The sequence below is a fragment of the Nocardiopsis sp. iso_238 genome, assembly GCF_056173325.1.
Genome location: NZ_CM149668.1, coordinates 3,707,277 through 3,732,360, shown reverse-complemented (window position 1 = coordinate 3,732,360; position 25,084 = coordinate 3,707,277). Strand labels below are relative to the sequence as shown.

General features: G+C 71.6%; 19 protein-coding genes and 1 riboswitch. Of the genes, 13 read left to right on the top strand and 6 right to left on the bottom strand.

What is annotated here, in order from left to right; all coding sequences use genetic code 11:
* Positions 1–20: 20 nt before the first annotated feature.
* The 5 genes from pdxA to AC0VYL_RS16990 form a co-directional block, all read right to left on the bottom strand.
* On the bottom strand, positions 21–1,043 hold the full coding sequence (pdxA, locus tag AC0VYL_RS17010; RefSeq protein WP_475480799.1) for a 4-hydroxythreonine-4-phosphate dehydrogenase PdxA: 1,023 nt from the start codon (positions 1,041–1,043) through the stop codon (positions 21–23).
* The gene (locus AC0VYL_RS17005) at positions 1,040–2,239 is read right to left on the bottom strand and encodes a four-carbon acid sugar kinase family protein (RefSeq protein ID WP_475480798.1); all 1,200 of its coding nucleotides are present in this window, start codon (positions 2,237–2,239) and stop codon (positions 1,040–1,042) included. Before AC0VYL_RS17005 ends, pdxA begins: the two co-directional genes overlap by 4 nt.
* On the bottom strand, positions 2,236–3,300 hold the full coding sequence (locus tag AC0VYL_RS17000; RefSeq protein WP_475480797.1) for a 2-keto-3-deoxygluconate permease: 1,065 nt from the start codon (positions 3,298–3,300) through the stop codon (positions 2,236–2,238). Before AC0VYL_RS17000 ends, AC0VYL_RS17005 begins: the two co-directional genes overlap by 4 nt.
* A gap of 162 nt (positions 3,301–3,462) precedes the next feature.
* Positions 3,463–3,942 carry a hypothetical protein gene (locus AC0VYL_RS16995; RefSeq protein ID WP_475480796.1) on the bottom strand — a complete coding sequence of 160 codons (480 nt, stop codon included), beginning with the start codon at positions 3,940–3,942 and terminating at the stop codon, positions 3,463–3,465.
* 138 nt (positions 3,943–4,080) lie between these two features.
* Positions 4,081–6,354, bottom strand: coding sequence for a HelD family protein (locus AC0VYL_RS16990; RefSeq protein WP_475480795.1), 2,274 nt, complete (start codon positions 6,352–6,354; stop codon positions 4,081–4,083).
* Between the two features lie 366 nt (positions 6,355–6,720).
* Between AC0VYL_RS16990 and AC0VYL_RS16985 the strand changes: the two genes are divergently transcribed.
* The 6 genes from AC0VYL_RS16985 (at position 6,721) to AC0VYL_RS16960 (ending at position 13,435) form a co-directional block, all read left to right on the top strand.
* A complete protein-coding gene (locus AC0VYL_RS16985) occupies positions 6,721–8,928 on the top strand; it encodes an anthranilate synthase component I (RefSeq protein WP_475453953.1) in 2,208 nt (735 codons plus the stop codon).
* Positions 8,929–9,038: 110 nt separating this feature from the next.
* Positions 9,039–9,179, top strand: a complete 141-nt coding sequence (locus tag AC0VYL_RS16980; protein WP_475453951.1) for a GPGG-motif small membrane protein — start codon at positions 9,039–9,041, stop codon at positions 9,177–9,179.
* Between the two features lie 186 nt (positions 9,180–9,365).
* Positions 9,366–10,163 (top strand): FAD-dependent thymidylate synthase, encoded by a 798-nt coding sequence (gene thyX / locus AC0VYL_RS16975; RefSeq protein ID WP_475453949.1) that lies wholly within the window; start codon positions 9,366–9,368, stop codon positions 10,161–10,163.
* Positions 10,164–10,414: 251 nt separating this feature from the next.
* Positions 10,415–11,350, top strand: coding sequence for a PRC and DUF2382 domain-containing protein (locus AC0VYL_RS16970; RefSeq protein WP_475480794.1), 936 nt, complete (start codon positions 10,415–10,417; stop codon positions 11,348–11,350).
* 107 nt (positions 11,351–11,457) lie between these two features.
* Positions 11,458–12,642, top strand: a complete 1,185-nt coding sequence (locus tag AC0VYL_RS16965; RefSeq protein ID WP_475480793.1) for an amidohydrolase — start codon at positions 11,458–11,460, stop codon at positions 12,640–12,642.
* 316 nt (positions 12,643–12,958) lie between these two features.
* Positions 12,959–13,435 (top strand): SRPBCC family protein, encoded by a 477-nt coding sequence (locus AC0VYL_RS16960; RefSeq protein WP_475480792.1) that lies wholly within the window; start codon positions 12,959–12,961, stop codon positions 13,433–13,435.
* Here AC0VYL_RS16960 and AC0VYL_RS16955 read toward each other — a convergent pair.
* A complete protein-coding gene (locus tag AC0VYL_RS16955) occupies positions 13,400–13,609 on the bottom strand; it encodes a hypothetical protein (RefSeq protein ID WP_475480791.1) in 210 nt (69 codons plus the stop codon). The genes AC0VYL_RS16960 and AC0VYL_RS16955 overlap by 36 nt on opposite strands.
* A 140-nt stretch (positions 13,610–13,749) precedes the next feature.
* Here AC0VYL_RS16955 and AC0VYL_RS16950 point away from each other — a divergent pair, with 140 nt between their 5' ends.
* The 7 genes from AC0VYL_RS16950 (at position 13,750) to gcvP (ending at position 24,987) form a co-directional block, all read left to right on the top strand.
* Positions 13,750–15,147 carry a flavin monoamine oxidase family protein gene (locus AC0VYL_RS16950; RefSeq protein WP_475453941.1) on the top strand — a complete coding sequence of 466 codons (1,398 nt, stop codon included), beginning with the start codon at positions 13,750–13,752 and terminating at the stop codon, positions 15,145–15,147.
* 200 nt (positions 15,148–15,347) lie between these two features.
* Positions 15,348–16,100, top strand: coding sequence for a cardiolipin synthase ClsA (gene clsA / locus AC0VYL_RS16945; RefSeq protein WP_475483529.1), 753 nt, complete (start codon positions 15,348–15,350; stop codon positions 16,098–16,100).
* A gap of 219 nt (positions 16,101–16,319) precedes the next feature.
* Positions 16,320–18,824 carry a sugar phosphate nucleotidyltransferase gene (locus AC0VYL_RS16940; protein WP_475463111.1) on the top strand — a complete coding sequence of 835 codons (2,505 nt, stop codon included), beginning with the start codon at positions 16,320–16,322 and terminating at the stop codon, positions 18,822–18,824.
* Positions 18,825–19,648: 824 nt separating this feature from the next.
* A complete protein-coding gene (locus AC0VYL_RS16935; protein ID WP_049566369.1) occupies positions 19,649–20,191 on the top strand; it encodes an FHA domain-containing protein in 543 nt (180 codons plus the stop codon).
* A gap of 171 nt (positions 20,192–20,362) precedes the next feature.
* A complete protein-coding gene (locus tag AC0VYL_RS16930) occupies positions 20,363–20,836 on the top strand; it encodes a bifunctional nuclease family protein (RefSeq protein ID WP_378743599.1) in 474 nt (157 codons plus the stop codon).
* Between the two features lie 412 nt (positions 20,837–21,248).
* A complete protein-coding gene (locus AC0VYL_RS16925; protein ID WP_475453938.1) occupies positions 21,249–21,749 on the top strand; it encodes a MerR family transcriptional regulator in 501 nt (166 codons plus the stop codon).
* Positions 21,750–21,900: 151 nt separating this feature from the next.
* Positions 21,901–21,992: riboswitch (glycine riboswitch) on the top strand.
* 97 nt (positions 21,993–22,089) lie between these two features.
* Positions 22,090–24,987, top strand: a complete 2,898-nt coding sequence (gcvP, locus tag AC0VYL_RS16920) for an aminomethyl-transferring glycine dehydrogenase (protein ID WP_475480790.1) — start codon at positions 22,090–22,092, stop codon at positions 24,985–24,987.
* Positions 24,988–25,084: the final 97 nt, after the last annotated feature.

Sequence of the window (25,084 nt, the reverse complement as noted above, 5' to 3'; positions counted from 1 at the left end):
GCCGTGGTGCGTCCGCCCGGTCAGGAGGCGGTGGCCTTCCACACGTGTCCCCAGCCGGGAGCGAGCTCGGCGGCCCGGCGCAGGGCCAGGACCAGACTGGCCTCGCGGGCGATGCCCTGGCCCGCGATGTCGAACGCGGTGCCGTGGTCCACCGACACCCGCACCACCGGAAGCCCGGCGGTGATGTTCACGCCGTCGTCGCCGTAGACGGCCTTGAAGGGCGCGTGGCCCTGGTCGTGGTAGCAGACCGCGACCAGCTTCCACTTGCCCCGGACGGCCGCCGGGATGAGCGCGTCGGCGGGGATCGGCCCGTGGGCGTTGATCCCCTCGGCGCGGGCGCGTTCGACGGCCGGGGCGAGCACGTCGGCGTCCTCGTCGCCGAACAGGCGGTTCTCCCCGGCGTGCGGGTTGAGCCCGGCCACGCCGATGGGCTCGTCCGCCTCACCCTGGGCGCGGGCGAAGGCGCTCATCAGCCGCAGGACCTCCAGGGTGCGTTCCTGGGTGACGTCCTCGATGGCGCGGCGCAGGGAGACGTGCGTGGTCAGGTGGAAGAAGGACAGCTCACCCGCGGACAGCACGAGGCTGTAGTCGCTGACGCCGAACTCGTGCGCGAGCAGCTCGGTGTGGCCCGGCCACTGGTGCCCGCCCAGGTGCATGGCGGCCTTGTTCAGCGGGGGAGTGACGATCCCGTCGACCAGGCCACGCTTGGCGAGGTCCACGGCCTCGATCACGAAGCGGGCCGCTCCGTCGCCCGCCTCCGCGCTCAGTTCGCCGTAGGGCACGTGGCCGAGCGAGGGGCCGGTCTGCACGACGTCGATCACACCGGGTGTGTCGGCCGCGTCGGCGGGTGAGTCGATCGGGTTGACCGCCGACGCGTCCCCGCCCACGGCGGTGACGGCCCTGCGCAGGGCGTCCGCGTCACCGACGACGACGGGCCGGGACAGTTCACGGACCTCCGGGTGGTGGAGGAGCGCCTTGGCGGTGATCTCCGGACCGATACCCGCGACGTCGCCGAGGGTGACCGCGAGGGTGGGGCGGCTCATGTGCTGCTGCCTTTCGTGTTGCGGACCGCGTCAGCGGCCTCGATGAGGGCGGTGGGGGAGCCGAAGCCCCCGGCCTTGGTGACGATGGCCAGCCCCTCGCGGGGGCCGCCCGCCAGGGTGCCCAGCGGGATGCCCGGGGCGACCTCGCCGGTCAGGGCGATGGCCCTGGCCCGGAGGGACGCGGTGAGGGCGCGGGCCCCGTCGCCACCGGTGACGACGAACCCGGACAGCGGGTACCGCTCGGCCACGCGCGCGGCCAGCTCCCCGAAGCGCCGGGCGACCAGGGCGGGGTCGAGCCCGCTGGTGCGGTCGTCGGGGGCCACGAGGGCGGTGTGCGGGTGGGAGGGGTCGAAGGTCTCCAGGACCCGGTCGGACCACTCCCGCCAGGCGGTGTCGTCGGCCAGCGCGTGGGCGTCGGGCTGCTCCACCCGTGTCCACTCGTCCGCCAGGAGCTCCGCGACCTGTCCGCGCGCGGCCTGGTGGAGGGAGGTCACCACCACCAGGGCCGGGCCGGGCTCCAGGACCGGGCGCCAGGTCTCCGCCAGCCGTGTGGCGAGGCCGGCCGAACCCACGGGGACGGCGCGGTCACCCAGGAACGTGACGGCGGCGGCGACCCGGGCCAGGTCGGCGTCGGTCTCCGCGTCGACGACGGCCACGGGCGCGGCGTCGCGGAGCAGGGCGGCGTTCCGCTCGGGGTCGTCACCGGTCAGCCGGACGTACCGGGCGTCCAACAGCTCGGCGATCCGGCTCTCGGTCACCGGGGAGACCGGGTCGTCCCCGACGGCGGTCCGGTGGACCTCGACCCCGTCCACCAGGAGGACCCCGTCGCGGACGACGCGGCCGTTGGCGGGGAAGGCCGGGCAGACCACGGCGACGGTTCCGGGCGGGGAGACGGACAGGACCCCGTCGATCTCCGCGCGGATGGGGCCGCGCAGGGTCGAGTCCACCTTCTTGTAGACCAGGTCCGCGCCCGCGTCGCGGAGCCCGCGCACGGCCTCGGCGGCCGCGGAGGCGGCCCGCTCCGGCGGCAGGGCGCGGGAGTCGGTGGTCACGGCGACCACGTCGGCGGTGGACTCCGCGGTGCCCAGCTGGAGTTCGGTGCTCCAGCCGGCGCGTACGAACTGGACGGCGGTGTCACCCGCGCCGGTGAGGTCGTCCGCGACCACGGCCACGCGTGGTGTGCGTGTGTGGGTCATGACCGTGTCTCCTCGGTCTCCTCGGGGTCGGTGTGGTCGGTGGCCGTGGTGGCGGCCTCCTGCCGTTCCGCGATCTCCTGGCGCTCGGCCTCGGCGGGCGAGGCACCGGCCCGGCGCAGCACCCAGGTGGTCACCAGCGGCGCGAGCAGGGCGGTGACCAGGACGCTCGCGGCGACCTGGGTGGTGGCGGTCCCGGCGTAGGAGAGGAAGGACGGGTCGGCGGCGGCGATGATGGCCGGGGTGGCGACGGCGTTGCCCGACGCGGTGCCCGCGGCGAAGCCGATCCCCGACTCCTTGCCGCGCCGCAGGAGGAAGCGGTAGCCGAGGTAGACGAGTCCGCCGGTGACGAAGGTGATCGCCACGCCGAGGAGGATCCCGGACAGGCCGCCCCTGGCCACGTCCGCCAGGTTGATGCCGGTACCCAGGGCGAAGGCGAAGAACGGGATGACGATCGCGGGCACCGGGGTGAGGAGCTCACGCCACTGCGAGTCGATGTTCCCGACGAGGACGCCGAGCAGGAACGGGATGATCGCGGCGAGCAGGGTGAGGACGGGGATCTGACCGATCCCGGAGGCGCCGATGAACAGCAGGGCGAAGAAGGGACCGTCGTTGACGGCGCCCGCGATGTAGGCGCCCCGGTCCTTCGTCCGTCCGTACTGTCCGGTCAGGGCGAGCCAGAGGCCGCCGTTGGCGTTGGTCGCCGCCGCGAGCATCGCCATGATGGAGATGCCCAGGACGCCCTCGGGGCCGGTGACCATCGCCAGGGCGATGATGAGCAGGCCCGGGATGACGCTCTTCCCGAGGAGGACGACACCGGTGGTGGCCAGCACCGGACCGCTGGTGCGGAGGGTGACCTGGGTGCCCGTCGCGAAGATGAGCAGGGCGATCAGCGGCATGGCGCTGTCCTTGAACAGCGCGGTGGTGAAGCTGCCGATGTCCAGGGCCGCCGGAGCGAAGGTTCCCAGGACCGATCCGAGGACGAGGGGGATGAGCATGGCCCCGCCGGGGACCTTGTTCATCCATTTGAGGAGGGGTACCAGCGACCCCTGGCTGTCACGCATAAGAGTCCGTTCACATGGGACCGGGATCGTGGACCGACGTCACACACGGCACCGGTACACGCGTTGTCCGTACAGATTGTACGTACAATTTCGCGAGAGTCCACCGAACAGGCACAGAACTTCACAACACGGATGACCAGGGCGTCCCCGTCGGGGCCGTTCCTAGCCGCGTGTCCGGGACCTCGGCATGGGCGGGATCGGGCGGTCGATCCGCGCGTTCCTGCCCGCCTGGCGGGGCACGCGGTCGTCCCGGACGCACTCCAGGACCTCCTTGGCCGCGTACCGCCCCGCGACCTCGAAGCTCCAGCGGTTGGAGTCGATATCGCTCCACAGCGCGTCGCGGAGCACGATCCGCGTCGCGTAGGCGGACCTGCCCCCGCCGCGGAGCTCCAGGCTCGTACGGACGCCCTCCCCGAAGGCGTGCCTGAACTCCTCGGGGAGGGGCTCGTCGGGGCGGGGGCAGGTCGCGGGCAGATCGTCGACGAACTCGAAGTCCGCTCCGCTGCGCGCGGGTTCGGCGTCCAGCCACACCAGGGCGAAGTAGCCGGGGCACGCGGTCTGCATGACGTTGCGGACGAACACTCCGGTGACGGTCCGGGGGAGTGGGGGGAGAGGAGGCAGGGGGTTCGGGGTGAGGGGCATGGTCCCTTTCTAGCCCCCGGCCTGCTGCGGATCGTGATCCAAGTGTGGTGTCCCGGGGCGTTGGAGGGTTGCGGGTCCGTCGGAGAGACCTGACCGGTGCCCGCCGGAGACCCCGGGGAGCCTCCGGCGGGCACCGCCTCACCCCAGGCGCCCGAGGAGTTCCGGCAGGTCGCCCTCGTGCGCGACGGTCAGGCGCCTGGTCGCGCGGGTCACCGCCACGTACAGGTCGTTCGCGCCGCGCGGCTGGGCCAGCAGTTCCCCGGGGCGCACCACGATCACCGAGTCGTACTCCAGCCCCTTGGACTCCGTCGCGGTCAGCACCACCACGGCGTCCCCGGGGGCGTCGCGCCCGCCCGGGTCCGCACCGGGCAGCGCGCCCGCCACCTCGGTCAGGGAGGCGTCGGAGGTGATGACCGCGATCCGGCCCTCACCGACGGCCTCCCGCTCCCCGGTGACCAGCGCGGACAGCTCGCGCAGGTCCCCGATCCGGACGGCGAGGGGGGCGTCGCCGTCCTCGCGCACGGACTCGGGAACCTCCTGGTCGGGCGCGGCCGCACGCAGCACGTCGGCGGCGACGGCCATGATCGGCGCCGGGGTCCGGTAGTTGACCCTCAGGTGCTCCACGTGCACCTTGCCCGGGGCGTACGGTTCCAGGGCGGCCTCCCAGGAACCGGTCCCCGCCGCGCTGCCGGTCTGGGCGACGTCCCCGACGACGGTCAGGGACCGGGTCGGCACCCGGCGCATCACCGTGCGCCAGGCCATCGCGGACAGCTCCTGGGCCTCGTCCACGATCACGTGCCCGTAGGCCCAGTCGCGGTCCGTCGCGGCCCGGTCGGCGGTGCTCAGGTCCGGGCCGGTGTCATGGTGGCGGTCCGCGAGCAGGTGCGCGTCCAGCCCCTCCCTCGGATCCTCCGTCAGCCCGGTGAGGTCCAGGACCCCCTGCGCGTACCGGACCTCCGCCTCCCGCTCGGCGTCCCGCCGCCGCTGACGGGCCCGCAGGTGGCTGTCGTCCCGGCCGAGGAGGTCGGCGGCCTCGTCCAGGAGCGGGACGTCCTCGACGGTCCAGGGTGCCCCCGATGGGCGGGCCAGCCGTGCGGCGTCCGCGACACCGGCCCCCGTTCCCACCCTGAGCAGGGCCTCGCCGTCGGCGTACAGGTCGCGGAGCAGCCGCTCCGGGGTGAGGTCGGGCCACAGGGCGTCCAGGGCGTGCTGGACGGGTTCCTCCTGCCAGAGCCGTGCTCCCACGTGCGGGAGGTCCTCGTCGGAGACCGGGCGCCCGAGCCGCTGGGACTCGACCCGCGCGAGCTCGCCGAGCAGCGTGTTCACCAGGTACTTGCGCGCGGTGTTGTGGGGCAGCCGCAGGTTCCGGGTGGTCTCCAGGACGTGTGCGCACACGTCACCGGGCACGACGAGGGTCCCCGCGTCGGTCTCCACGCGCAGGTCCGCCTCTCCGAAGGCGCGCAGGGGCGATCGCTGTCGGTCCCGGACGGCGGCGCCCACGAGGTCGACCATGCGCGGGGACCCCTTGAGGGTCGCGACGGCGTGGGGGTCGCGGGCGGAGGCCTCCACACCCGGGAACAGCTCACCGACCGTGCGCATCACCACGTCGGTCTCCCCGAGGGAGGGCAGGACGTCTCCCACATAGCGCAGGAACGCCGGGTTGGGCCCCACCACCAGGACGCCCCGGCGCTCCAGGACCCGCCGGTGCGTGTAGAGGAGGTAGGCGGCGCGGTGGAGCGCCGCGACGGTCTTGCCGGTGCCCGGACCGCCCTGGACGACCAGTACTCCGGCCAGACGCGCGCGGATGACCCGGTCCTGCTCGGCCTGGATGGTGGAGACGATGTCGGCCATCCGTCCCGTGCGGCCCCGCTGGAGGGAGGTGAGCAGGGCCGCCTCACCGACCAGTTGGCGGCGGTCGCCCTCGGTGAGGCCGTCGACGTCGAACACCTCGTCGTCCAGACCGACGACCCTCCTGCCACGCACCCTGAGGTGGCGCCGCCGGGTGACCCCCTCCGGGGCGCTGGGCGTGGCCGCGTAGAAGGGGCGGGCGGCGGGGGCCCGCCAGTCCACGAGGATGGTGTCGTACTCGGCGTCGCGCAGCCCGATCCGCCCCACGTAGCGTGCCTCGGTGTCCCCGGGGCCGTGGGAGACGTCGATCCGGCCGAAGCACAGCCCCTCCTCGACCGAACCGAGCTGGGCCCGGCGGCGGGCGTGCTCGTAGGAACGCGTCTCGCGCTCCACGATGGCGGCGTATCCGGCGCGTTCCTGGAGGTGGGCGTCGGCCAGCCGCCGCCCGGTCTGGGCGCGCAGGGCGTCGAGGCGTTCGTACATGGTGCTGACACGGACCTGCTCGACCGTGATCGCGGCCTTCTCAGGGGAGGGGGTCGAGCGGTCGGATTGACAGGAGTCCATCTGGTGGCTATCCTTGCGATTAGGAAGTTCTGTGATGGCTATTTCTGTGGGACGTGGATCCCGAAGCTTAGCAGAGCTCCCACTCGTGTGTCGGGCCGTGCTCGGTCAGCGCGCCGAACCCTCTCCCGGAACCGGGCGGGGGTTTTTCGTTTTCGGGCCCCTTCTCCGTCTCGCACCCGCTACACTCGGCCCATGCGAACCAGTCCGATCCACCAGGGACAGTGGTGGCGCCGCTCCTAGGCGGCGCACCGACAGTTCGCGTTCCACGAACACCGCAGCGACCGCCCCGTACCGGCGGTCGTTTGTCGTTTCCCGACGGCCCCGGACGGCGATGACCACCGACCGCAGAGCGCCAAAGGACCGGCCGTGAACCCCAGCGACGCACAGACCACCACGTACCGCACCCCGAGCGGCGTGACCGTCCACCGCACCGTCACCCCGTGTGACCCTGAGATCCTGACCGAACTCGTCGCCTCCGTGGAACACCGCCGGGGCGGGGTCCTCTCCTCCGGAATGGAGTACCCGGGCCGCTACGACCGGTGGCACCTGGGGTACGTGGACCCCTGCCTGGAGATCAGCACCCGGGGCCGCCGGGTCACCGCCACCGCCCTCAACGACCGGGGCCGGGTCCTGCTCCCCGTCCTGGCCGACGCGCTCGACACGGTGCCCGGGGCCGCCGACCGCGCACAGGGCCCGGACCACGTCGCCGTCACGGTTCCCGAGCCCGACCCGGACGCCTTCTTCACCGAGGAGGAGCGCAGCCGCCGCCCGAGCGTGTTCACCGCCCTGCGCGCCGTTGTCGCCGCCCTGCGCAGCCCCGAGGACTCCAACCTGGGCCTGTACGGCGCCTTCGGCTACGACCTCGCCTTCCAGTTCGAGCCGGTTGAGCGGCACATCGACCGGGACCCGTCCGACCGCGACCTGGTCCTGCACCTGCCCGACGCGATCGTGGTCCGCGACCGCAAGCGCGAGACGTGCGTGCGTCACACCTACGAGTTCACCGTGCCCGCCACGGAGACCCGCGCCGAGGCCACCACCGAGGGGCTGCCCCGCGAGACCGGCCCCACCCCGCCCGTGGTCGCCGCCGAGGTCCCGCCCGGCCCCCAGCCCGGTTCCTACGCCGAGGTGGTCGCCGAGGCCAAGAAGCGGTTCCGCCGGGGCGACCTGTTCGAGGTGGTCCCCGGCCACCGCACCTACGCCCGCTGCACGTCCCCGGCCCGCTTCTACGAACTGCTGCGCGGGCGCAACCCCGCGCCCTACGAGTTCTTCTTCAACCTGGGCGAGGGGGAGTACCTGGTCGGCGCCTCCCCGGAGATGTTCGTGCGGGTCACCGGCGAGCCCGGCACCGGCCAGCGGGTGGAGACCTGCCCGATCTCCGGGACCATCCGCCGGGGCGAGGACGCGCTGGGCGACGCCGAGAACATCCAGGAGCTGCTCTCCTCGGTCAAGGAGAAGTCCGAGCTGACCATGTGCACCGACGTGGACCGCAACGACAAGTCGCGCGTGTGCGAGCCGGGCAGCGTCAAGGTGATCGGCCGCCGCCAGATCGAGATGTACTCCCGTCTGATCCACACCGTCGACCACATCGAGGGCACCCTGCGTCGGGACTTCGACGCCCTGGACGCCTTCCTCACCCACATGTGGGCGGTCACCGTCACCGGGGCGCCCAAGACCTGGGCGATGCGGTTCATCGAGCAGCACGAGACCAGCCCCCGCCGCTGGTACGGCGGCGCGGTCGGGGTGGTCAACTTCGACGGCTCCATGAACACGGGCCTCACCCTGCGCACCGCGCACATCCGTGACGGGGTGGCGGCCGTGCGCGTGGGCGCGACCCTCCTCTACGACTCCGACCCCGAGGCCGAGGAGAAGGAGACCTTCCTCAAGGCCCGCGCGCTCCTGGAGACGCTGGCCCTGGGCGAGGAGGCCGCCGACGAGACCGCCCCGGCCGTCAGCGCGCCCGCCCCGCAGCCCGGCGCGGGTATGCGGGTACTGCTCGTGGACCACGAGGACTCCTTCGTCAACACCCTCGCTGACTACGTGCGCCGCCACGGAGCCGAGGTCACCACCGTCCGTTACGGGTTCGAGCCCGAGCTCCTGGACCGGATCGCGCCGGACCTGGTGGTCCTCTCGCCCGGTCCGGGCCTGCCGGTGGACTTCGCGATGTCGGACCTGCTCGACGCCCTGGCCGCCCGCGGCCTGCCGGTGTTCGGGGTGTGCCTGGGGCTCCAGGGGATGGTCGAGCACGCCGGGGGAGAGCTGCGCACCCTGGACGAGCCGGTGCACGGAAAGCCCGGCCGCGTCCGGGTGTCCGGCGGCCGGCTGCTGTCCGGCCTGGGTGAGGACGGCGCCTTCCCCGCCGCGCGCTACCACTCCACCTACAGCACCCCGGACCTGGTGAAGAACTTCGAGGTCACCGCCGTGCTGGACGGCGACGCCGGTGAGGAGCCCGTGGTCATGGCGATCGAGGACCCGGCGGCGCGCTGGTACGCGGTGCAGTTCCACCCGGAGTCGATCCTCACCGCCAGTGTCGGTGAGGGCATCGTGGCCCGGGTCCTGGAACTCGCCCGGCGCTGAGCCTACGACCTGCGTCACAGTGGCCGCCGCTCACCTGGGGCGACGGCGTGTGAAGGAAACGAACCCGAGGGGTGAAGTTTGATCGGATCGTGACCGGACAGGGGTTGCGTATGGGTACTTTGCTGACTGTCCTAGGAATCATCCTCATTGTCTCCGGTGTCCTGGGGGTGCTGCGCGGGCAGCTCCTCTGGGGCATCATCGCCATCGTCGTCGGACTCTTCGTCGCCCCGGGCTACTTCTACGGCCTGTGACCGTCCGGAGCGGCGGGTGCCCCGACCAGGGGCCTCCGCTCCCGGGCCGACCACGGCGAAGCAACGGACGTGTACCCTCGGGGGAGGTCAATCGGCCCCGCCCCACACACGCTCCCGTGCTCCGGAAACCCCTGGTCGCGGCCATGACGCGTGCCCTGGGCGGGGGAGTTGCTAGGAGAGGGTGCCGTGAAGAAGGTCGAGCCCCAGGTCCGCCTGGTTGCACGTCCGCAGGTGGACTACGACGCGATCACCGACTACCTCAAGGAGGTCGGGGGCGAGGCGTGGTTGGAGCGGTTCGACCGGGGTGAGCTGGACGCCCACCTCAACGACCCCCAGAACCTCGCGGAGTTCGCGGGGCGCCTGTGCTACCGCTCGTGGGAGCCGGGCCTGAACCCGAACGTCACGCGGGTGCGCAAGGACCAGGACGCCTACCTGGGCAACATCCTGGCGAGTCTGCACGGTTCGGTGCTGGAGCACGTCAGCTTCAGCTTCGTGCTGCACAACGTCTCGCGGGTGCTCACCCACGAGCTCATCCGCCACCGCCCCGGTGTGGCCGTCTCGCAGGAGTCCCTGCGGTTCGTGCGCCTGACCGACCTCCCGTTCTGGTTCCCCGAGTGGGCCGAGGACGACCCCGAGCTGATGGAGCGCGCCACGGCGATGCTCCAGCAGATGGAGGAGTTCCAGTTCTGGATGGCGGAGCACTTCGGCCTGGACGACGAGGGCGTGAAGTTCGCGGAGAAGAAGCACAAGACCTCCTTCATGCGCCGCTTCGCCCCCGAGGGTGTGGCGACCGGCCTGGTGTGGACCGCCAACGTGCGCACGCTGCGGCACACCCTGGAGGCCCGCACCGCTCCCGGAGCGGAGGAGGAGATCCGCCTCCTGTTCAACCTCATCGGGGAGACCCTGAAGGAGGAGGCCCCCGCGCTCTTCGGTGACTACACCGTCGAGGACGGCGTGTGGGTGCCCCAGCACCGCAAGGTCTGATCCGTCCGGAGCGCCCGCACCCGAACCGGGTGCGGGCGCTTCCTCGTTCTCGGGCCGCGCCGGACGTCAAGAGGCGTGTCATGGGCCGTCATGTGGGGTTCACGGTAGTCCTCCCAGGCCAAGTGGGGTTTTATGGCCGACACTTCCTTGTTCAGGGAGTGGCCGCAGAGCCTTTGCGAGCTCCTGTCGGGGGTACGGGCCCGGCGAGTGCGGGGCGCACGTCCCGTTCCGTGAACCAGGAGGTGTGCTCCGTGACAGGAGAACTCGTACCAGAGAACCTCGTCGGCCACCGCGTGCTGGACGCCGAGGGTAACCAGGTGGGCAAGATCAACCAGGTGTTCCTCGACGACGACACCGGGGAACCGAGCTGGGTCTCGGTCCACACCGGGCTGTTCGGCATGCGGGAGACCCTCGTTCCGCTCCAGGGGGCGCGTCCCGTGGAGGAGGACATCCAGGTCCCCTATGACAAGACGGTCGTCAAGGACGCCCCGCAGGTCGACGCCGAGCGACACATCACGCCGGAGGACGAGGCGCTCGTGCGCGACTACTTCGCGCGACAGGGCGGGTTCCCCCGGCAGGCCCAAGGGGAGGTCGACACCAGGACCGCGGACCCGGACGCCGGGACGGCGGTCCGGAACTCCGGGACCACGGACACGGGCGTGCCTGCGGGGCCCGGCAGCCACGGTGACTTCGCGGACCGGCGCGAGGGGCGGGGGGACGAACCGCGGGCCGGCGACCCGTTGGACCGCTACCACGGCGAGGAGCGCCTCGGCGGGTCCCGCGCGGGCGACACCGATGACCTCTCCGTCCTGCGCCACGAGGAGCGGGTGGACATCGGGGTCGAGCGCCGCGAGGGCGGGCAGGCGCGGATGCGCAGGCACGTCGAGACCGAGCGCTTCGAGGAGACCGTCCCGCTGCACCACGAGGAGCTGGAGGTCGAGCGGCGACCCATCACCGACCCGTCCCAGGTCATGGACCCGGGGCACATGGAGGAGGACGAGCGCACCTTCACCCTGTACGAGGAGCGCGCGGTGGTCTCCAAGGAGGAGGTACCGGTCGAGGAGGTCCACGTCCGCAAGCGGGACGTCACCCGTGAGGAGCACATCGAGGGCGAACTCCGCAAGGAGCGCATCGACTTCGAGGACGAGGACGGGCTCCCTCCACGGGGCCCCGACGACGCTCCCTGACCCGACGCGTCGTTCACGCGACCTCCGAGTGGCCCCTCGACCGAGGGGCCACTTGCCTGGGGCGGGTTCCTCGGTATTTTTGGTATACCGCTACCAGGAAGGCTGTCATGACCGAGCAGAAGCCCCCCACGATCTTCCGCGACGTTCGCCCCATGGGCGGCGACACCGTCGACCTGGTGGTGGTCGACGGGGTGGTGGCCGAAAGCGCCCCCGAGGGTGCGGTCGAGGTGGTCGACTGCGGCGGGCGGATCGCCCTGCCCACGCTGGTCGACGCGCACATCCACCCGGACAAGACCTCCTGGGGCGAGCCCTGGCAGTCGCGGCGCCCCGCGAAGGGGATCGCCGAACTGGGTGAACAGGACGCCGAGTTCTTCCGGACCTGCCCCAGCCCCGTGGCCGACCGCGCCGAACGCCTCATGGGCCATGCCGTCACCCGCGGCACCCGGGCGATGCGCGCGCACGCCGACATCGCCCCCGCCTACGGGCTGGACGGGCTCCACGGCGTGCGGGAGGCCGCCCGACGCCTGGCGCACGCACTGGACGTGCGGATCGTCGCGTTCCCCCAGCACGGGGTCCGGCGCGCTCCCGGCACCGACGCCCTGCTGGCGGAGGCGCTGCGCACCGGCGCGGCCGATCTGGTCGGCGGGATCGACCCCGAGGGCTTCGACGGCGACCTGGACGGCCAACTGGACCTCGTCTTCGGCCTCGCGGACCAGTACCGGGCGGGGGTCGACATCCACCTGCACGACAGCGGCTCCGTGGGTTCGCGCACCATGTGGGCGATCATCGAACGCACCCGGGCCCTGGACATGGGCGGCCACGTCACGGTCAGCCACGCCTTCGGAGTGACCCCGGCGGCCGAGGACTTCGAGGCCGTGGCGGCCGGTCTCGGGGAGGCCGGGATCGCGCTCACCACCGTGGCCCCGGACCCCTCCCGCGTGCTCCCGGTGGCGCGGCTGCGCGAACACGGCGTGCGGGTCGGCGTGGGATCGGACGGAGTCCGTGACTCCTGGAGCCCGTTCGGGGACGCCGACATGCTGCACCGCGCCCACCTGCTGGCCAGGGCGCTGCGGGCACGGCTCGACGACCAGCTCTCGGACGCCTTCCTCACGGCGGCGCACGACGGAGCGGCCCTGGCGGGCCTGCCGCGCGCCGACTTCACGGTGGGTGCGCCCGCCGACTTCCTGCTGGTGGACGGCGAGTGCCTGCCGCAGGTCGTGGTGGACCTGCCCCGGCCCCACGCCGTCGTCCGCGCGGGCCGGGTCGTCGCCCGCGAGGGCGGACTCCTCTGACCGCCTCCCGGAGCGGAAGAAATCTGAAAGCATTGCGCACTAGGTTTCCTGACTGACGGACGCCGGGGCGGCGGTGGTGACACCATGAGCCCCGGTGCGGACGTGGACCCGGGCGCTGCCACCCGGGTACCCGGAGTGGTCAGGACGGGACCACTCGTTCGTTCGGGCCGGCCAGGACGGGACGGGCCCGTGTACGTGGGGGCGGCGGTGAGTAGGAAGAGCGCTGACCGCCGCCCCGCCTGCCCTCGTTTCGTCCCCACCCCGGGTTAGGGTCGTGGCCCACGCCCGGACCGACCGGGCGGAGACAGGAGACCGGATGAGTGCGGCGGAGAACGGGCGGGTCGACCGGGCGGAGCGGACCATCGGGGCGCCGCCGTCCGAGGTCTACGGCGCGCTGACCGACGGCGCCGCCCTCCAGGCCTGGCTGCCCCCGGCGGGCATGTCCGGGCGGATCGAGGACTTCGACCCCCGGCCCGGCGGCGGGTTCCGGATGGAGCTCACCTACCGGGAGGCCGACTCCGGGCACGGCAAGACCTCGGAGACCACCGACGTCACCGACGTGCGGTTCGACGAGCTCGTGCCCGACGAGCGGATCGTGCAGTTCGTCGACTTCAACTCGGACGACCCCGCCTTCCTGGGGACCATGGTCATGACCTGGCGGCTGGAGCCGGTCCCCGAGGGCACCCGGGTGACGATCGAGGCGACCGACGTGCCCCCGGGCATCCGGCCCGAGGACCACGAGGTCGGCCTCACCTCGTCACTGGCCCACCTGGCCGCGCACGTCGAACCCTGACCGGTCCAGGCGTTCGCGCAGCCGGTCCGGGGTGTGCTCGGGTGAGCGCGGGTGGTACGCCTGGTCCAGGGCGAAGCTGAAGTTCGAGGGATCGACGTCGAAGGTCGTAGGCGCGCTCCTCGTCGTCCCCGAGTTCCTCCTCCGCGCCCTCTGGGGTCGGGGGAGTGGGTACACCTCCTTGTGTATCGGACGCGGCCGACAACCGAGGCGGGTCCCGGTCCGCGCCGGGGTCCCCAGGTGTGTCCTTCCCTGGTCGGGACAGACCGGGCGCTTAGGGTCACACTTGTCGGCCGCCGACACGGAGGGGGAACGCCATGAGCGAGGACGTGGGCGCGGAGATCACCGAGGAGGAGGTCTCCGGCGAGGAGCACGAGCAGGGGGAGGCCCCCCGTGCGGAGCCCGAGCCGCGTGGACGCGAGGCCGAGCCCGGGCGCGGCCACACCATCGTCGTGGGTGCCGGGATGGCCGGGCTGGCCGCCGCCGACCGCCTCGCGGAGCACGGCGAACGCGTCACCGTGGTCGAGGCCAGGGACCGCACCGGCGGCCGCATCCACTCGGTGCGCGACTGGGAGGGCTCGACCCTGGACGTGGGGGCCTCCTGGATGCGCGGTGAGGAGAACAACCCGCTGTCCCGGCTGGTGGAGGAGGTGGGCGCGCGCACCGCCGTGTTCAACCGCTCCACCGAGACCGCCTACGACCCCAAGGGCCGCAGGCTCCTGTTCGACCGGCACCGCCGCAACCTGGAGGACGTCAACCTCCTCCACGAGCACATGTACTGGGCGACGGTCGGCGCGAGCCCGGAGGAGTCGATGGAGGAGGGCATCAACCACGCCCTCTACGACGTCAACCTCGTGCGCTCCCGGGCCAGGGACGCCGCCGAGATCGTCCACCGGGTCGCGGAGGCCGACCACGGAGCCGACGCCGAACAGGTCGCCTTCGCGGCGGTCGCCTCGCGGCACGAGTTCAGCGGCGACGACGTGGTCTTCCCGGACGGCATGAGCCAGCTCACCGACCACCTCGCCCGGGGGCTGGACGTCCGCCTGGAGCACGTGGTCCTGGGAATCACTCACGACGACCAGGGGGTCGGAGTGCGGGTGGACACCCCGGACGGTGAGGAGACACTGACCGCGGACCGGGTCCTGGTCACCCTGCCCCTCGGCGTCCTCCAGTCGGGACAGGTCGACTTCTCACCGGACCTGCCCGAGGACAAGCGGGACGCCCTGGCGCGCCTGGGCAACGGCCGCCTGGAGAAGCTGTTCCTGCGCTTCGACGACGTCTTCTGGGGTGACGCCGAGGTCCTGGTCCACCTGGGCACCGAGGAGGGCACCTGGTTCCACTGGTACGCCGGACAGAACGTCCTGGGGCAGCCCATCCTGGTCAGCCGCAACGGCGGCAACGCGGCCAGGTTCCTCGCCGGGATGGAGGACGGGGACGTGGTCGAGCACGCCATGGCCTCCCTGCGCGGCATGTTCAAGAAGGCCCCGGACCCGGTGGATCACCACGTCACGCACTGGATGGACGATCCCTTCGCGCGCGGCGGGTTCTCGTTCACCGCCGTCGGCGCGGGCGACGGGGACCGCGTGGCCCTGGGCGACCCGGTCGGGGACCGCCTCTTCTTCGCGGGGGAGGCCACCGAGATCGAGCACTCCGCCACGGTGCACGGCGCCCTGCTGTCCGGACGGCGGGAGGCCGACCGTATCCTCGGCGGCTGACCCACCGCCGGAGCGTGCGTCCCCGCAGGTCGAACCCGGGTCCCGGGTGAAGTCCGTACACGGTACGATCAGCGTGCGGACGTCCGTCCGGGCTCCGGGATCCGGCGGGGCGCGTGGTGGCGGGAACGACGGTCCCGCCCGTTATCGTTGGCGGTATGGGGCGATCCGCGGAAGAAGGCAGACACGAAGCGGGGGGCAGCGTGGTCAGCCCGGTGGTCAGTGACCGCATCTGGACGGTTCCCAACCTGTTGAGCATGCTCCGGTTGTTGGGCGTGCCGTTGTTCCTGTGGCTCGTCCTGGTACCCCAGGCGGACTGGTGGGCGCTGCTCGTGCTCGCCCTGGCCGGGCTCAGCGACTGGCTGGACGGCAAGATCGCCCGGGCCTGGAACCAGGCCACCAAACTGGGCCAGATCCTCGACCCGCTCGCGGACCGCCTGTACATCTTCGCGGCCCTGCTCGGCCTGGTCCTGCGCGGCATCATCCCGTGGTGGCTGATGGGCATCCTCGTGCTGCGGGACGTCCTCATCCTCGGCGCGCTGCCGCTGCTGCGCCACTTCGGCTACGGGCCGCTGCCGGTCAACTTCGCGGGAAAGGCCGCCACCCTCTGCCTGCTGTACTCGTTCCCGCTGCTGTTCCTCGCCGGGTACGCGTCCATCGTCGGAGATGTGGCACGGATTATAGGTTGGGCCTTCGCGCTGTGGGGAACGGCTCTGTACTGGTGGGCCGGACTGCTCTACGCCGTCCAGGGACTGCGTCTGATCGACCAGTCCCGCCGCGACGAACGCGATGATCTCACGGGTTCCCCCAGGGGTTCCCGGGACAGCGACCCCGCACGCGGCGACGGCGTGGACCGACCCGATCCGTCCGCTCCGGCGACCGCTGACGGCGCACCCGGCGCGGAACCCGAGGGCTCGGACGGACCGGGCCTGCCGGACCAGGGCCGGACGCCCTGATCCACCGAGCGAACCGGCGGACCGGCTCACCAGAGTCCTGTCGGATCGAAAGGGAAGTGTCGTCTCCGCAATGAGAACATGTCCCACCGCGCGCGACCGTGCGCGTTCCGAGAAACCGTCCTTCGCCGCGTCTCCCGACCGCACCGCCGTTCGGGGGTGCGCGCGATGACCGCACCCGATTCCGCGCCCGTCCCCCCGGGTGAGGCCGCGGCACCCCCCATGAAGGCCGTCGTGATGGCGGGCGGCGAGGGCACGCGCCTGCGCCCGATGACCGCCAACCAGCCCAAACCGCTCCTTCCGGTGGTCAACCGCCCCATCATGGAGCACGTGCTGCGCCTGCTGCGCAAGCACGGGTTCACCGAGACCGTGGTCACCGTCCAGTTCCTGGCCACGCTCATCCGCAACTACTTCGGTGACGGCGAGGAGCTCGGTATGAAGCTCCACTACGTCGCGGAGGAGGTTCCACTCGGCACCGCCGGGAGCGTCAAGAACGCCGAGGAGCACCTGCGCGGCGAACCGTTCATCGTCATCTCCGGTGACGCGCTCACCGACATCGACCTCACCGACATGGTCCGCTTCCACAAGGAGCGCGGCGCCAAGGTCACCATCGCCCTCAAGCGGGTGCCCAACCCGCTGGAGTTCGGCATCATCATCGTGGACGACCAGGGTCGCATCCAGCGCTTCCTGGAGAAGCCCACCTGGGGTCAGGTCTTCTCCGACACCGTCAACACCGGCATCTACATCATGGAACCGGAGGTGCTCGACCGCGTCGCCGCGGGTGAGGTGGTCGACTGGTCCGGCGACGTCTTCCCCGAACTGCTGGAGGAGGGCGCGCCCCTGTACGGGTACGTGGCCGACGGCTACTGGGAGGACGTGGGCACCCACGAGAGCTACCTCAGCGCCCAGGCGGACGTGCTCTCGGGCAAGGTCGACGTCGAGATCGACGGCTTCGAGGTCTCGCCGGGGGTGTGGGTCGGCGAGGGAGCCGAGGTGGACACCAGCGCGGTGCTCAAGGGCCCGCTCTACATCGGTGACTACGCCAAGGTCGAGGCCGGGGCGGAGCTGCGCGAGTTCACGGTGGTCGGCAGCAACACGGTGGTGCGGGCCGAGGCCTTCTGCCACCGCACCGTGCTGCACGACAACGTCTTCATCGGCCGGGGCGCCAACCTGCGCGGGACGGTGATCGGCAAGAACACCGACGTGATGGCGGCCGCCCGGATCGAGGAGGGCGCGATCGTCGGCGAGGACTGCGTCATCGAGTCCGAGGCGTACGTGAGCAACGACGTCAAGGTGTACCCGTTCAAGACCATCGAGGCCGGTGCGGTGGTCAGCACCAACGTCATCTGGGAGTCGCGCGGGCAGCGCTCGCTGTTCGGCCCCCGGGGCGTGTCCGGCCTGATCAACGTCGAGATCACCCCGGAGCTCGCGGTACGGCTGGCCAACGCCTACGCCACCACGCTCAAGAAGGGCGCGATCGTCACGACGTCCCGTGACGTCTCACGGGCGGCGCGCACGCTCAAGCGCGCGATCATCAGCGCGCTCACGGCCGCCGCGATCGAGGTCCGGGACCTGGAGGTGGTCCCGCTGCCCGTGGCGCGCTTCCACACCTCGCAGAGCGGCATCAGCGGCGGCATCACCGTGCGCACCAGCCCCGGTGACCCCGAGTCGGTGGACATCATCTTCCTGGACGGACAGGGCGCCGACCTGTCGCCGGGGGCCCAGCGCAAGCTCGACCGGGTCTTCTCCCGGGCCGAGTACCGCCGCGCCTTCCCGGGGGAGATCGGTGAGCTGTCCTTCCCCTCCCGCAACGTGGAGAACTACTCCCACGAACTGCTGCGGTCCGTGGACACCTCCGGTGTGGCCGAGGCCGAGCTCAAGGTCGTGGTCGACTGCGCGGGCGGCACGGGTTCGCTGATCCTGCCCTCCCTGCTGGGCCGGATCGGCGTGGACGTGCTCACGGTCAACAACCGGCTGGACGAGGCCTCGCCCACCGACACGGTCGCGAAGAAGATGCGGGACCTGGAGCGGCTGGGCGAGCTGGTCGCCAACTCCGGTGCCGACTTCGGCGTGCGCTTCGACCCGGTGGCCGAGCGGCTGTACATCGTGGACGAGAACGGCGAGCTGGTGGACGGCGACCGCGCGCTCCTGGTGGTCCTGGACCTGGTCGCCGCCGAACGCGGCGGCGGGCGGGTGGCGCTGCCGGTCACCACGACCCGCGTGGCGGAGAAGGTGGCGCGCTCGCACGGGGCCGAGGTGCTCTGGACGGCCACCGCCACGGACGAGCTGACCAAGGCGGTGCTCTCGGAGGGCGCGGAGATCGTCTTCGCCGGGGACGGCCGGGGTGGTTTCATCGTCCCCGAGTTCAGCCCGACCAGTGACGCGATCGCCGCCTTCGTACGCCTGCTCGGTCTGGTGGCGCGGACCCGGCGCTCGCTCGGCCAGATCGACCGTGCGATCCCCCAGGCGCACCTCCTGCGCCGTTCGGTGCCCACCCCGTGGGCGGTCAAGGGGAGTGTGATGCGCGCGGTCGTGGAGGCCGCCGGAGAGCGCGAGCTGGACACCACGGACGGGGTGCGGGTGATCGAACCCGACGGCAGCTGGGCGCTGGTCCTGCCGGACACGGCGGAGGCCGTCACCCATCTTTGGGCGGAAGGTCCTGATTCGGACACGGTGCAGCGTCTGCTCGACGAGTGGGCCGCCGTGGTGGAACGGGCCGAGAGCTAGGGAGTGTTTTTTGGATGCTTTCGCTGGTGGCGGCGGAGCCGCCATCGATGCGATCGGCCGTCCAGGCAATCTCTCGCAAGCCGTGGAGTGAAGGTCAGCCCGGGTTTGGCTGTCCGAGCTTCATCGGCGCAGTGAGAGGCAGCCTGGTGGTCGTGAGCGCGGAATGATCCAAAAAACACGACCTAGCGGCCCGGGCCCCGCAGGCCGGGGCGTGTGGGCGCGGGCGGAGTGTGACGCCCGCGCCCACGGTCCGTGCCCGGGTCGCGCCCCGGGGTGTTCGCGCCCCGTGGCGGGGTCGGGGATAAAGTGGACGAAGGCGCAGGTCGAGGCCGGGGCCGGAAGTTCGTGGAAATCCACCCGGCGCGGCGGAGAACCAAACGCCCGGGCCGGGCATCTGCTCCAGAACAGGTGTTGGTCTCCCACGAGGCCTGTCACCGGTCGCGGCGGCGTCCCGGACGCCGACGGGACCGGACCCCGCCAAGCGGGCGCCCCGGCGGGGTGTTCGCGGCGGGCCGAGGGGGAGCGAGACCCTGTCTGGACAGGGATATGGTTTAAAGTCGAGTGTTCCCTGAAGCACCGTGTCACCACCCGCCACGGAATCCCGGCAACGGCGGACATCCAACGGGGGTGACAAGGAGTCCTACTTGGGGGATGAGACCTAGCGACCGACCGTGTGAGACGACCGCTGCCGCGACCGTGGACAGCGGACCGACTCACCGTGTTCCGGACGGTGGACGGGCCCCGTTGCCCGCCTGGCGCCCGGAACACGCCACCGATCAGCCGAATCAAGCACCGCCCCGTGCGGTAGGAGGCCGAGCCGACCTATGTCGAGCGTTTACTGCACGCAGTGCGGTCACGCCGTTGCGGATGATGCCCGTTTCTGCTCCCACTGTGGAACACCGGTCCGCAGGGCCGAACAGCAGAGCCCACGGCCCAACGCCGGCGGCGACTCCGCGGGAGATGTCACGTCGACCATCTCCATCTCCGGTATACAGGCGCTGGAGGAGGAGGAACAGGGCGATGAACTCGGCGGCGACGACCCCGCCAGCACCGACGCGCTTCCACCCGGAACCGCCTTGCTGGTGGTGCGACGGGGCCCCAACGCCGGGAGTCGTTTCCTCCTGGACAGCGACGTGACCACCGCTGGCCGACACCCCAACAGCGACATCTTCCTCGACGACGTCACCGTGTCCCGACGCCACGTGGAGTTCTTCCGCCGCGGCAACGGCTTCGGGGTTCGTGACGTCGGCAGCCTCAACGGCACCTACGTCAACCGCGAACCGGTGGACGAGGCCGAGCTGGGCGGCGGGGACGAGATCCAGATCGGCAAGTTCCGGATGGTCCTGCTGACCAAGCCGCGCCGATGACGGTGCGCTGACCACGGTCGACGGGGGCGGGTGTGCCGAGGAGGTTTGCGGCCCCCCGCCTCCGGAGAGCTTTGTAACGAAGGGTGCCGATTTTCGCCCTCGGGTCCTGGTCCGACGGGGGAGCAGGGACGAGCGCCCATCCGGCATGACGACTCGTGGGACGGAGCCGCTGTGAAACACATGGAGGTCGTCGGCGTCCGGGTTGAGATGCCCTCGAACCAACCGATTGTCCTGCTCAAGGAATCCGAGGGGGACCGCTACCTGCCGATCTGGATCGGTGGGGTGGAGGCTTCCGCGATCGCGCTCGCCCAGCAGGGTGTCTCGCCCGCGCGCCCGCTCACCCACGACCTGTTCCGTGACGTCCTCGACGCGTTGGACACGGGGCTGGAGACGGTGAACATCACCGGTCTGAGTGACGGCATCTTCTACGCCGAGCTGGTCTTCAGCAACGGTGTGGAGGTCAGTGCGCGCCCCTCGGACTCCATCGCCCTGGCCTTACGGACCGGTACCCCGATCTACGCCCACGAGGACGTGATCGAGGAGGCCGGTATGCCGATCCCGGACGAGCAGGAGGACCAGGTCGAGGCGTTTCGGGAGTTTCTGGACAACATTTCGCCGGAGGATTTCGGCCAACGAGGTACCTGAACGGTCGGGGCTCGCCCTCCGCGGGCCCCGATATGTTTTTCGCGGCCGTGACCTGCGGGTTCACGGGTCGCACCGGTGATAGATTAGGTGAACGGAGTGGTCGTGGAAGGCGCAGCCGAAAACCGCTCGGCGGGTTTCGGCCCGGCGGGGGCCGGTACCGCGACTCCTTTGGTGTGCGCACTTGGCGACGCGCCGCGCGCCTTCGTTGACGCTGCCCTGCGGTCGTCCTACCGTCAGTGCTGTGAAACCCACGGCGCGCCCGTTCCCTGAGTGGACTCCCCTGTCGATGCCGCCGTGGGACGAGAAGCCGGAGGTCGGCGTGGCGGTAGCGAGCGGCAAGCGGGATCACCATGACAGGCGGTCCGCGCTGCGGCTAGCGGGGCAGCAGGGCCTACTGTGCGAAGAGGACGTGATGGCGCTGCCTACGGACGTCGGGTATCGGGGCCCAGCGGCGTGTACGGCCGCCGGGATCACCTATCGACAGCTGGACTACTGGGCCAGGACCGGCCTGGTGGCTCCCAGCGTGCGCACGGGCGCCCAGAACGCTCCCCTGTACAGCCTCCCCGACATCCTGATGCTGAAGGTGGCCAAGCGGCTTCTGGACACCGGGATATCGCTCCAGCAGATCCGCACGGCCGTCGACCACCTGCGCGGCCGCCCCGCCGCCGAACTGTCGCGCATCACCCTCATGAGCGACGGCGTCAGCGTCTACGAGTGCACCTCGCCCGACGAGGTCGTCGACCTCATGCAGCGGGGGCAGGGGATGTTCGGTCTGGCGTTGGCCAACGTCTCCCGTGAACTGGAGGAGGCGCTCGGCGTGGTCCCGGCCGAGGAGAGAGCCGATCTGCCCGCGGCGGCCCCCCAGGTCGTGGACGAGCTGGCCATGCGGCGCCGGGAGCGGCGGACCGGCTGAACCCGGTACCCGCGCCGGTGCGACGTCCACGGTGAAAGGTGTGCCCTGACTCGGTGTCAGGGGGTCAGATCGAGTACGGTCGTAGTCACAACGGGGATGAAAACCGACATTCGCCCTGCTTGTACACACATACAGAGCGTCAGCAGGCCGCTGATACCGCGCGGGAGAGACCTCGGGCAACGGGGCGCCGACGGGGCAATACTCCCCAGTAACCTCTCAGGCACCATGGACCGCGCGGAGTAGGCCGCTCTGAAGCCTGGGCGCGGTCGTGCCCGGTGACAGAGGGGGAGACCGTGAGGAACACCGCCGACCCGATCGGCCCTGTCACCAGGAGGTCTCCGTGCCTGACCCGTCGAACGTCCCCACCCCGGGCGCCCCCGCCCGGGTGTTCGCGGACCGCCACATCGGACCCGCCCCCGCCGAGACCGCCGAGATGCTCAAGACGGTCGGCTACGGCTCCACCGCCGAGCTCATGAACGCGGCCGTGCCCGCGTCCATCCTCAGCGCCCCCGGCCAGAGCGCCGCGCTCGACCTGCCCGAGGCGATCGGTGAGGCCGAGGCCCTGGCCGAACTGCGCGACCTGGCCTCGCGCAACAGGCCCACCACCCCGATGATCGGCCGCGGCTACTACGGCACGCTCACGCCCCCGGTCATCCTGCGCAACATCATGGAGAACCCGGCCTGGTACACGGCCTACACGCCCTACCAGCCCGAGATCTCCCAGGGCCGACTCGAGGCCCTCATCAACTTCCAGACCATGGTCTCCGACCTCACAGGTCTGCCCATCACCGGCGCCTCCCTGCTGGACGAGGCCACCGCCGCCGCCGAGGCCATGACCCTGGCCCGCCGCGTCAGCAAGGTCAAGGGCGACGTCTTCGTGGTCGACTCCGACGTCTTCCCGCAGACCCTCCAGGTGCTGCGCACCCGCGCCGAACCCCTGGGCATCGAGGTCGTCGTCGCCGACCTCACCCAGGGCCTGCCCGAGGGCGACGTCTACGGCGTCCTGGTCCAGTACCCGGCCTCCAGCGGAGCGGTGCGCGACCCCGGCGCCGTCATCGCGGAGGCCCACGAGCGCGGTGCCCTGGCCGTGGTCGCGGCCGACATCCTCGCGCTGACCCTGCTGCGCAGCCCCGGCGACCTCGGCGCGGACATCGCGGTGGGCTCCACCCAGCGCTTCGGCGTCCCGCTCGGCTTCGGCGGCCCGCACGCCGGATACATGTCGGTGGGGGAGAAGCTCCGCCGCCAGCTGCCCGGCCGCCTGGTCGGCGTCTCCGTGGACGACGCGGGCAAGCCCGCCTACCGTCTGGCGCTCCAGACCCGCGAGCAGCACATCCGCCGCGAGAAGGCCACCAGCAACATCTGCACCGCCCAGGTGCTCCTGGCCATCATGGCCGGGATGTACGCCGTCTACCACGGCCCCGACGGGCTGCGCGCGATCGCCCGCCAGGTCCACGCCCGTACGGCGGCCCTGGCCGACACGCTGACCCAGCGCGGATTCGAGGTGCTCCACGGGGCCTACTTCGACACCCTGCGCGTGCGCGTGCCCAGCGCCGACCGCGTGGTCGAGCGCGCGCTGGAGGCCGGGATCAACCTGCTGGGCGTCGACCAGGGCACGGTCGGCCTGAGCGTGGACGAGACCACCACCGTGGCCGACCTGGAGAAGGTCCTGGCCGCCTTCGGGGAGGCCGACCGGGGTGCCGAGCGCGGCCCGGTGTCCGTGGACGGCGACGCCGACCGCCTGCCCGCCGACCTCGCGCGCGGCGTCGACTACCTCACGCACCAGGTGTTCAACACCCACCGCAGCGAGACGTCCCTGCTGCGCTACATGCGCCGCCTGTCCGACCGCGACCTCGCGCTGGACCGCACGATGATCCCGCTGGGCTCCTGCACCATGAAGCTCAACGCCACCGCCGAGATGGAGTCCATCACCTGGCCGGAGTTCGCGGGCCTGCACCCGTTCGCCCCGCTCGACCAGGCGGCCGGGAGCGTGTCGCTCATCCGCGACCTGGAGGGGTGGCTGGCCGAGGTCACCGGCTACGACGCCGTCTCCCTCCAGCCCAACGCCGGTTCCCAGGGGGAGCTCGCCGGTCTGCTGGCCATCCGCGGCTACCACCGCTCGCGCGGCGACGACCACCGCGACGTCTGCCTCATCCCCAGCTCCGCGCACGGCACCAACGCGGCCAGCGCGGTCATGGCGGGCATGCGGGTGGCCGTGGTGGCCTGCGCCGACGACGGGAACGTCGACCTGGACGACCTGCGCGCCAAGATCGCCAAGCACGGCGCGGAGCTGGCGGCCATCATGGTCACCTACCCCTCCACCGCCGGCGTGTACGAGGACACCATCACCGAGGTCTGCCGAGTGGTCCACGAGGCCGGCGGCCAGGTCTACGTGGACGGCGCGAACCTGAACGCCCTGGTCGGCTGGGCCAAGCCGGGCGAGTTCGGCGCGGACGTCAGCCACCTCAACCTGCACAAGACCTTCTGCATCCCGCACGGTGGCGGCGGTCCGGGCGTGGGCCCGGTCGCGGTCCGCTCGCACCTGGCGGGCTTCCTGCCGAACCACCCGGGCCAGCCCGAGGCGGGTCCGCACACCGGCGTCGGCCCGGTCTCCGCCGCGCCGTTCGGCTCGGCGGGCATCCTGCCGATCTCCTGGGCCTACGTGCGGATGATGGGCGGCGACGGCCTGCGCTCCGCCACCGAGACCGCCGTGCTCTCCGCCAACTACGTGGCCAAGCGCCTGGAGCCGTACTACCCGGTGCTCTACACCGGCGCCAACGGTCTGGTCGCGCACGAGTGCATCATCGACATCCGCCCGCTCCAGAAGGCCAGCGGCATCAGCAACGAGGACGTCGCCAAGCGCCTGATGGACTACGGCTTCCACGCGCCGACCATGTCCTTCCCGGTCAACGGCACGCTCATGGTGGAGCCCACCGAGAGCGAGAACCTCGCGGAGCTGGAGCGGTTCATCCAGGCGATGATCTCCATCCGGGGCGAGATCGATCGCGTGGCCAGCGGCGAGTGGGACGCCGAGGACAACCCGCTGCGCGGCGCCCCGCACACCGCCGAGGCGGTCACCGCCGACGAGTGGAACCGCGCCTACACCCGCGCGGAGGCCGCGTACCCGCTGCCGTCGCTGCGCCAGGACAAGTACTGGCCGCCGGTCGGCCGGATCGACCAGGCCTACGGTGACCGCAACCTGGTCTGCTCCTGCCCGCCGCCGGAGGCCTTCGAGCTGTAGGCACCGGAGCCGGGACACGCGTGTCCCGCGAACGTGCGAGGGGCGCCCACCCGTGAGGGGGCGCCCCTTCCGCGTCCCGCGAGGCGGTCGGGAGCAC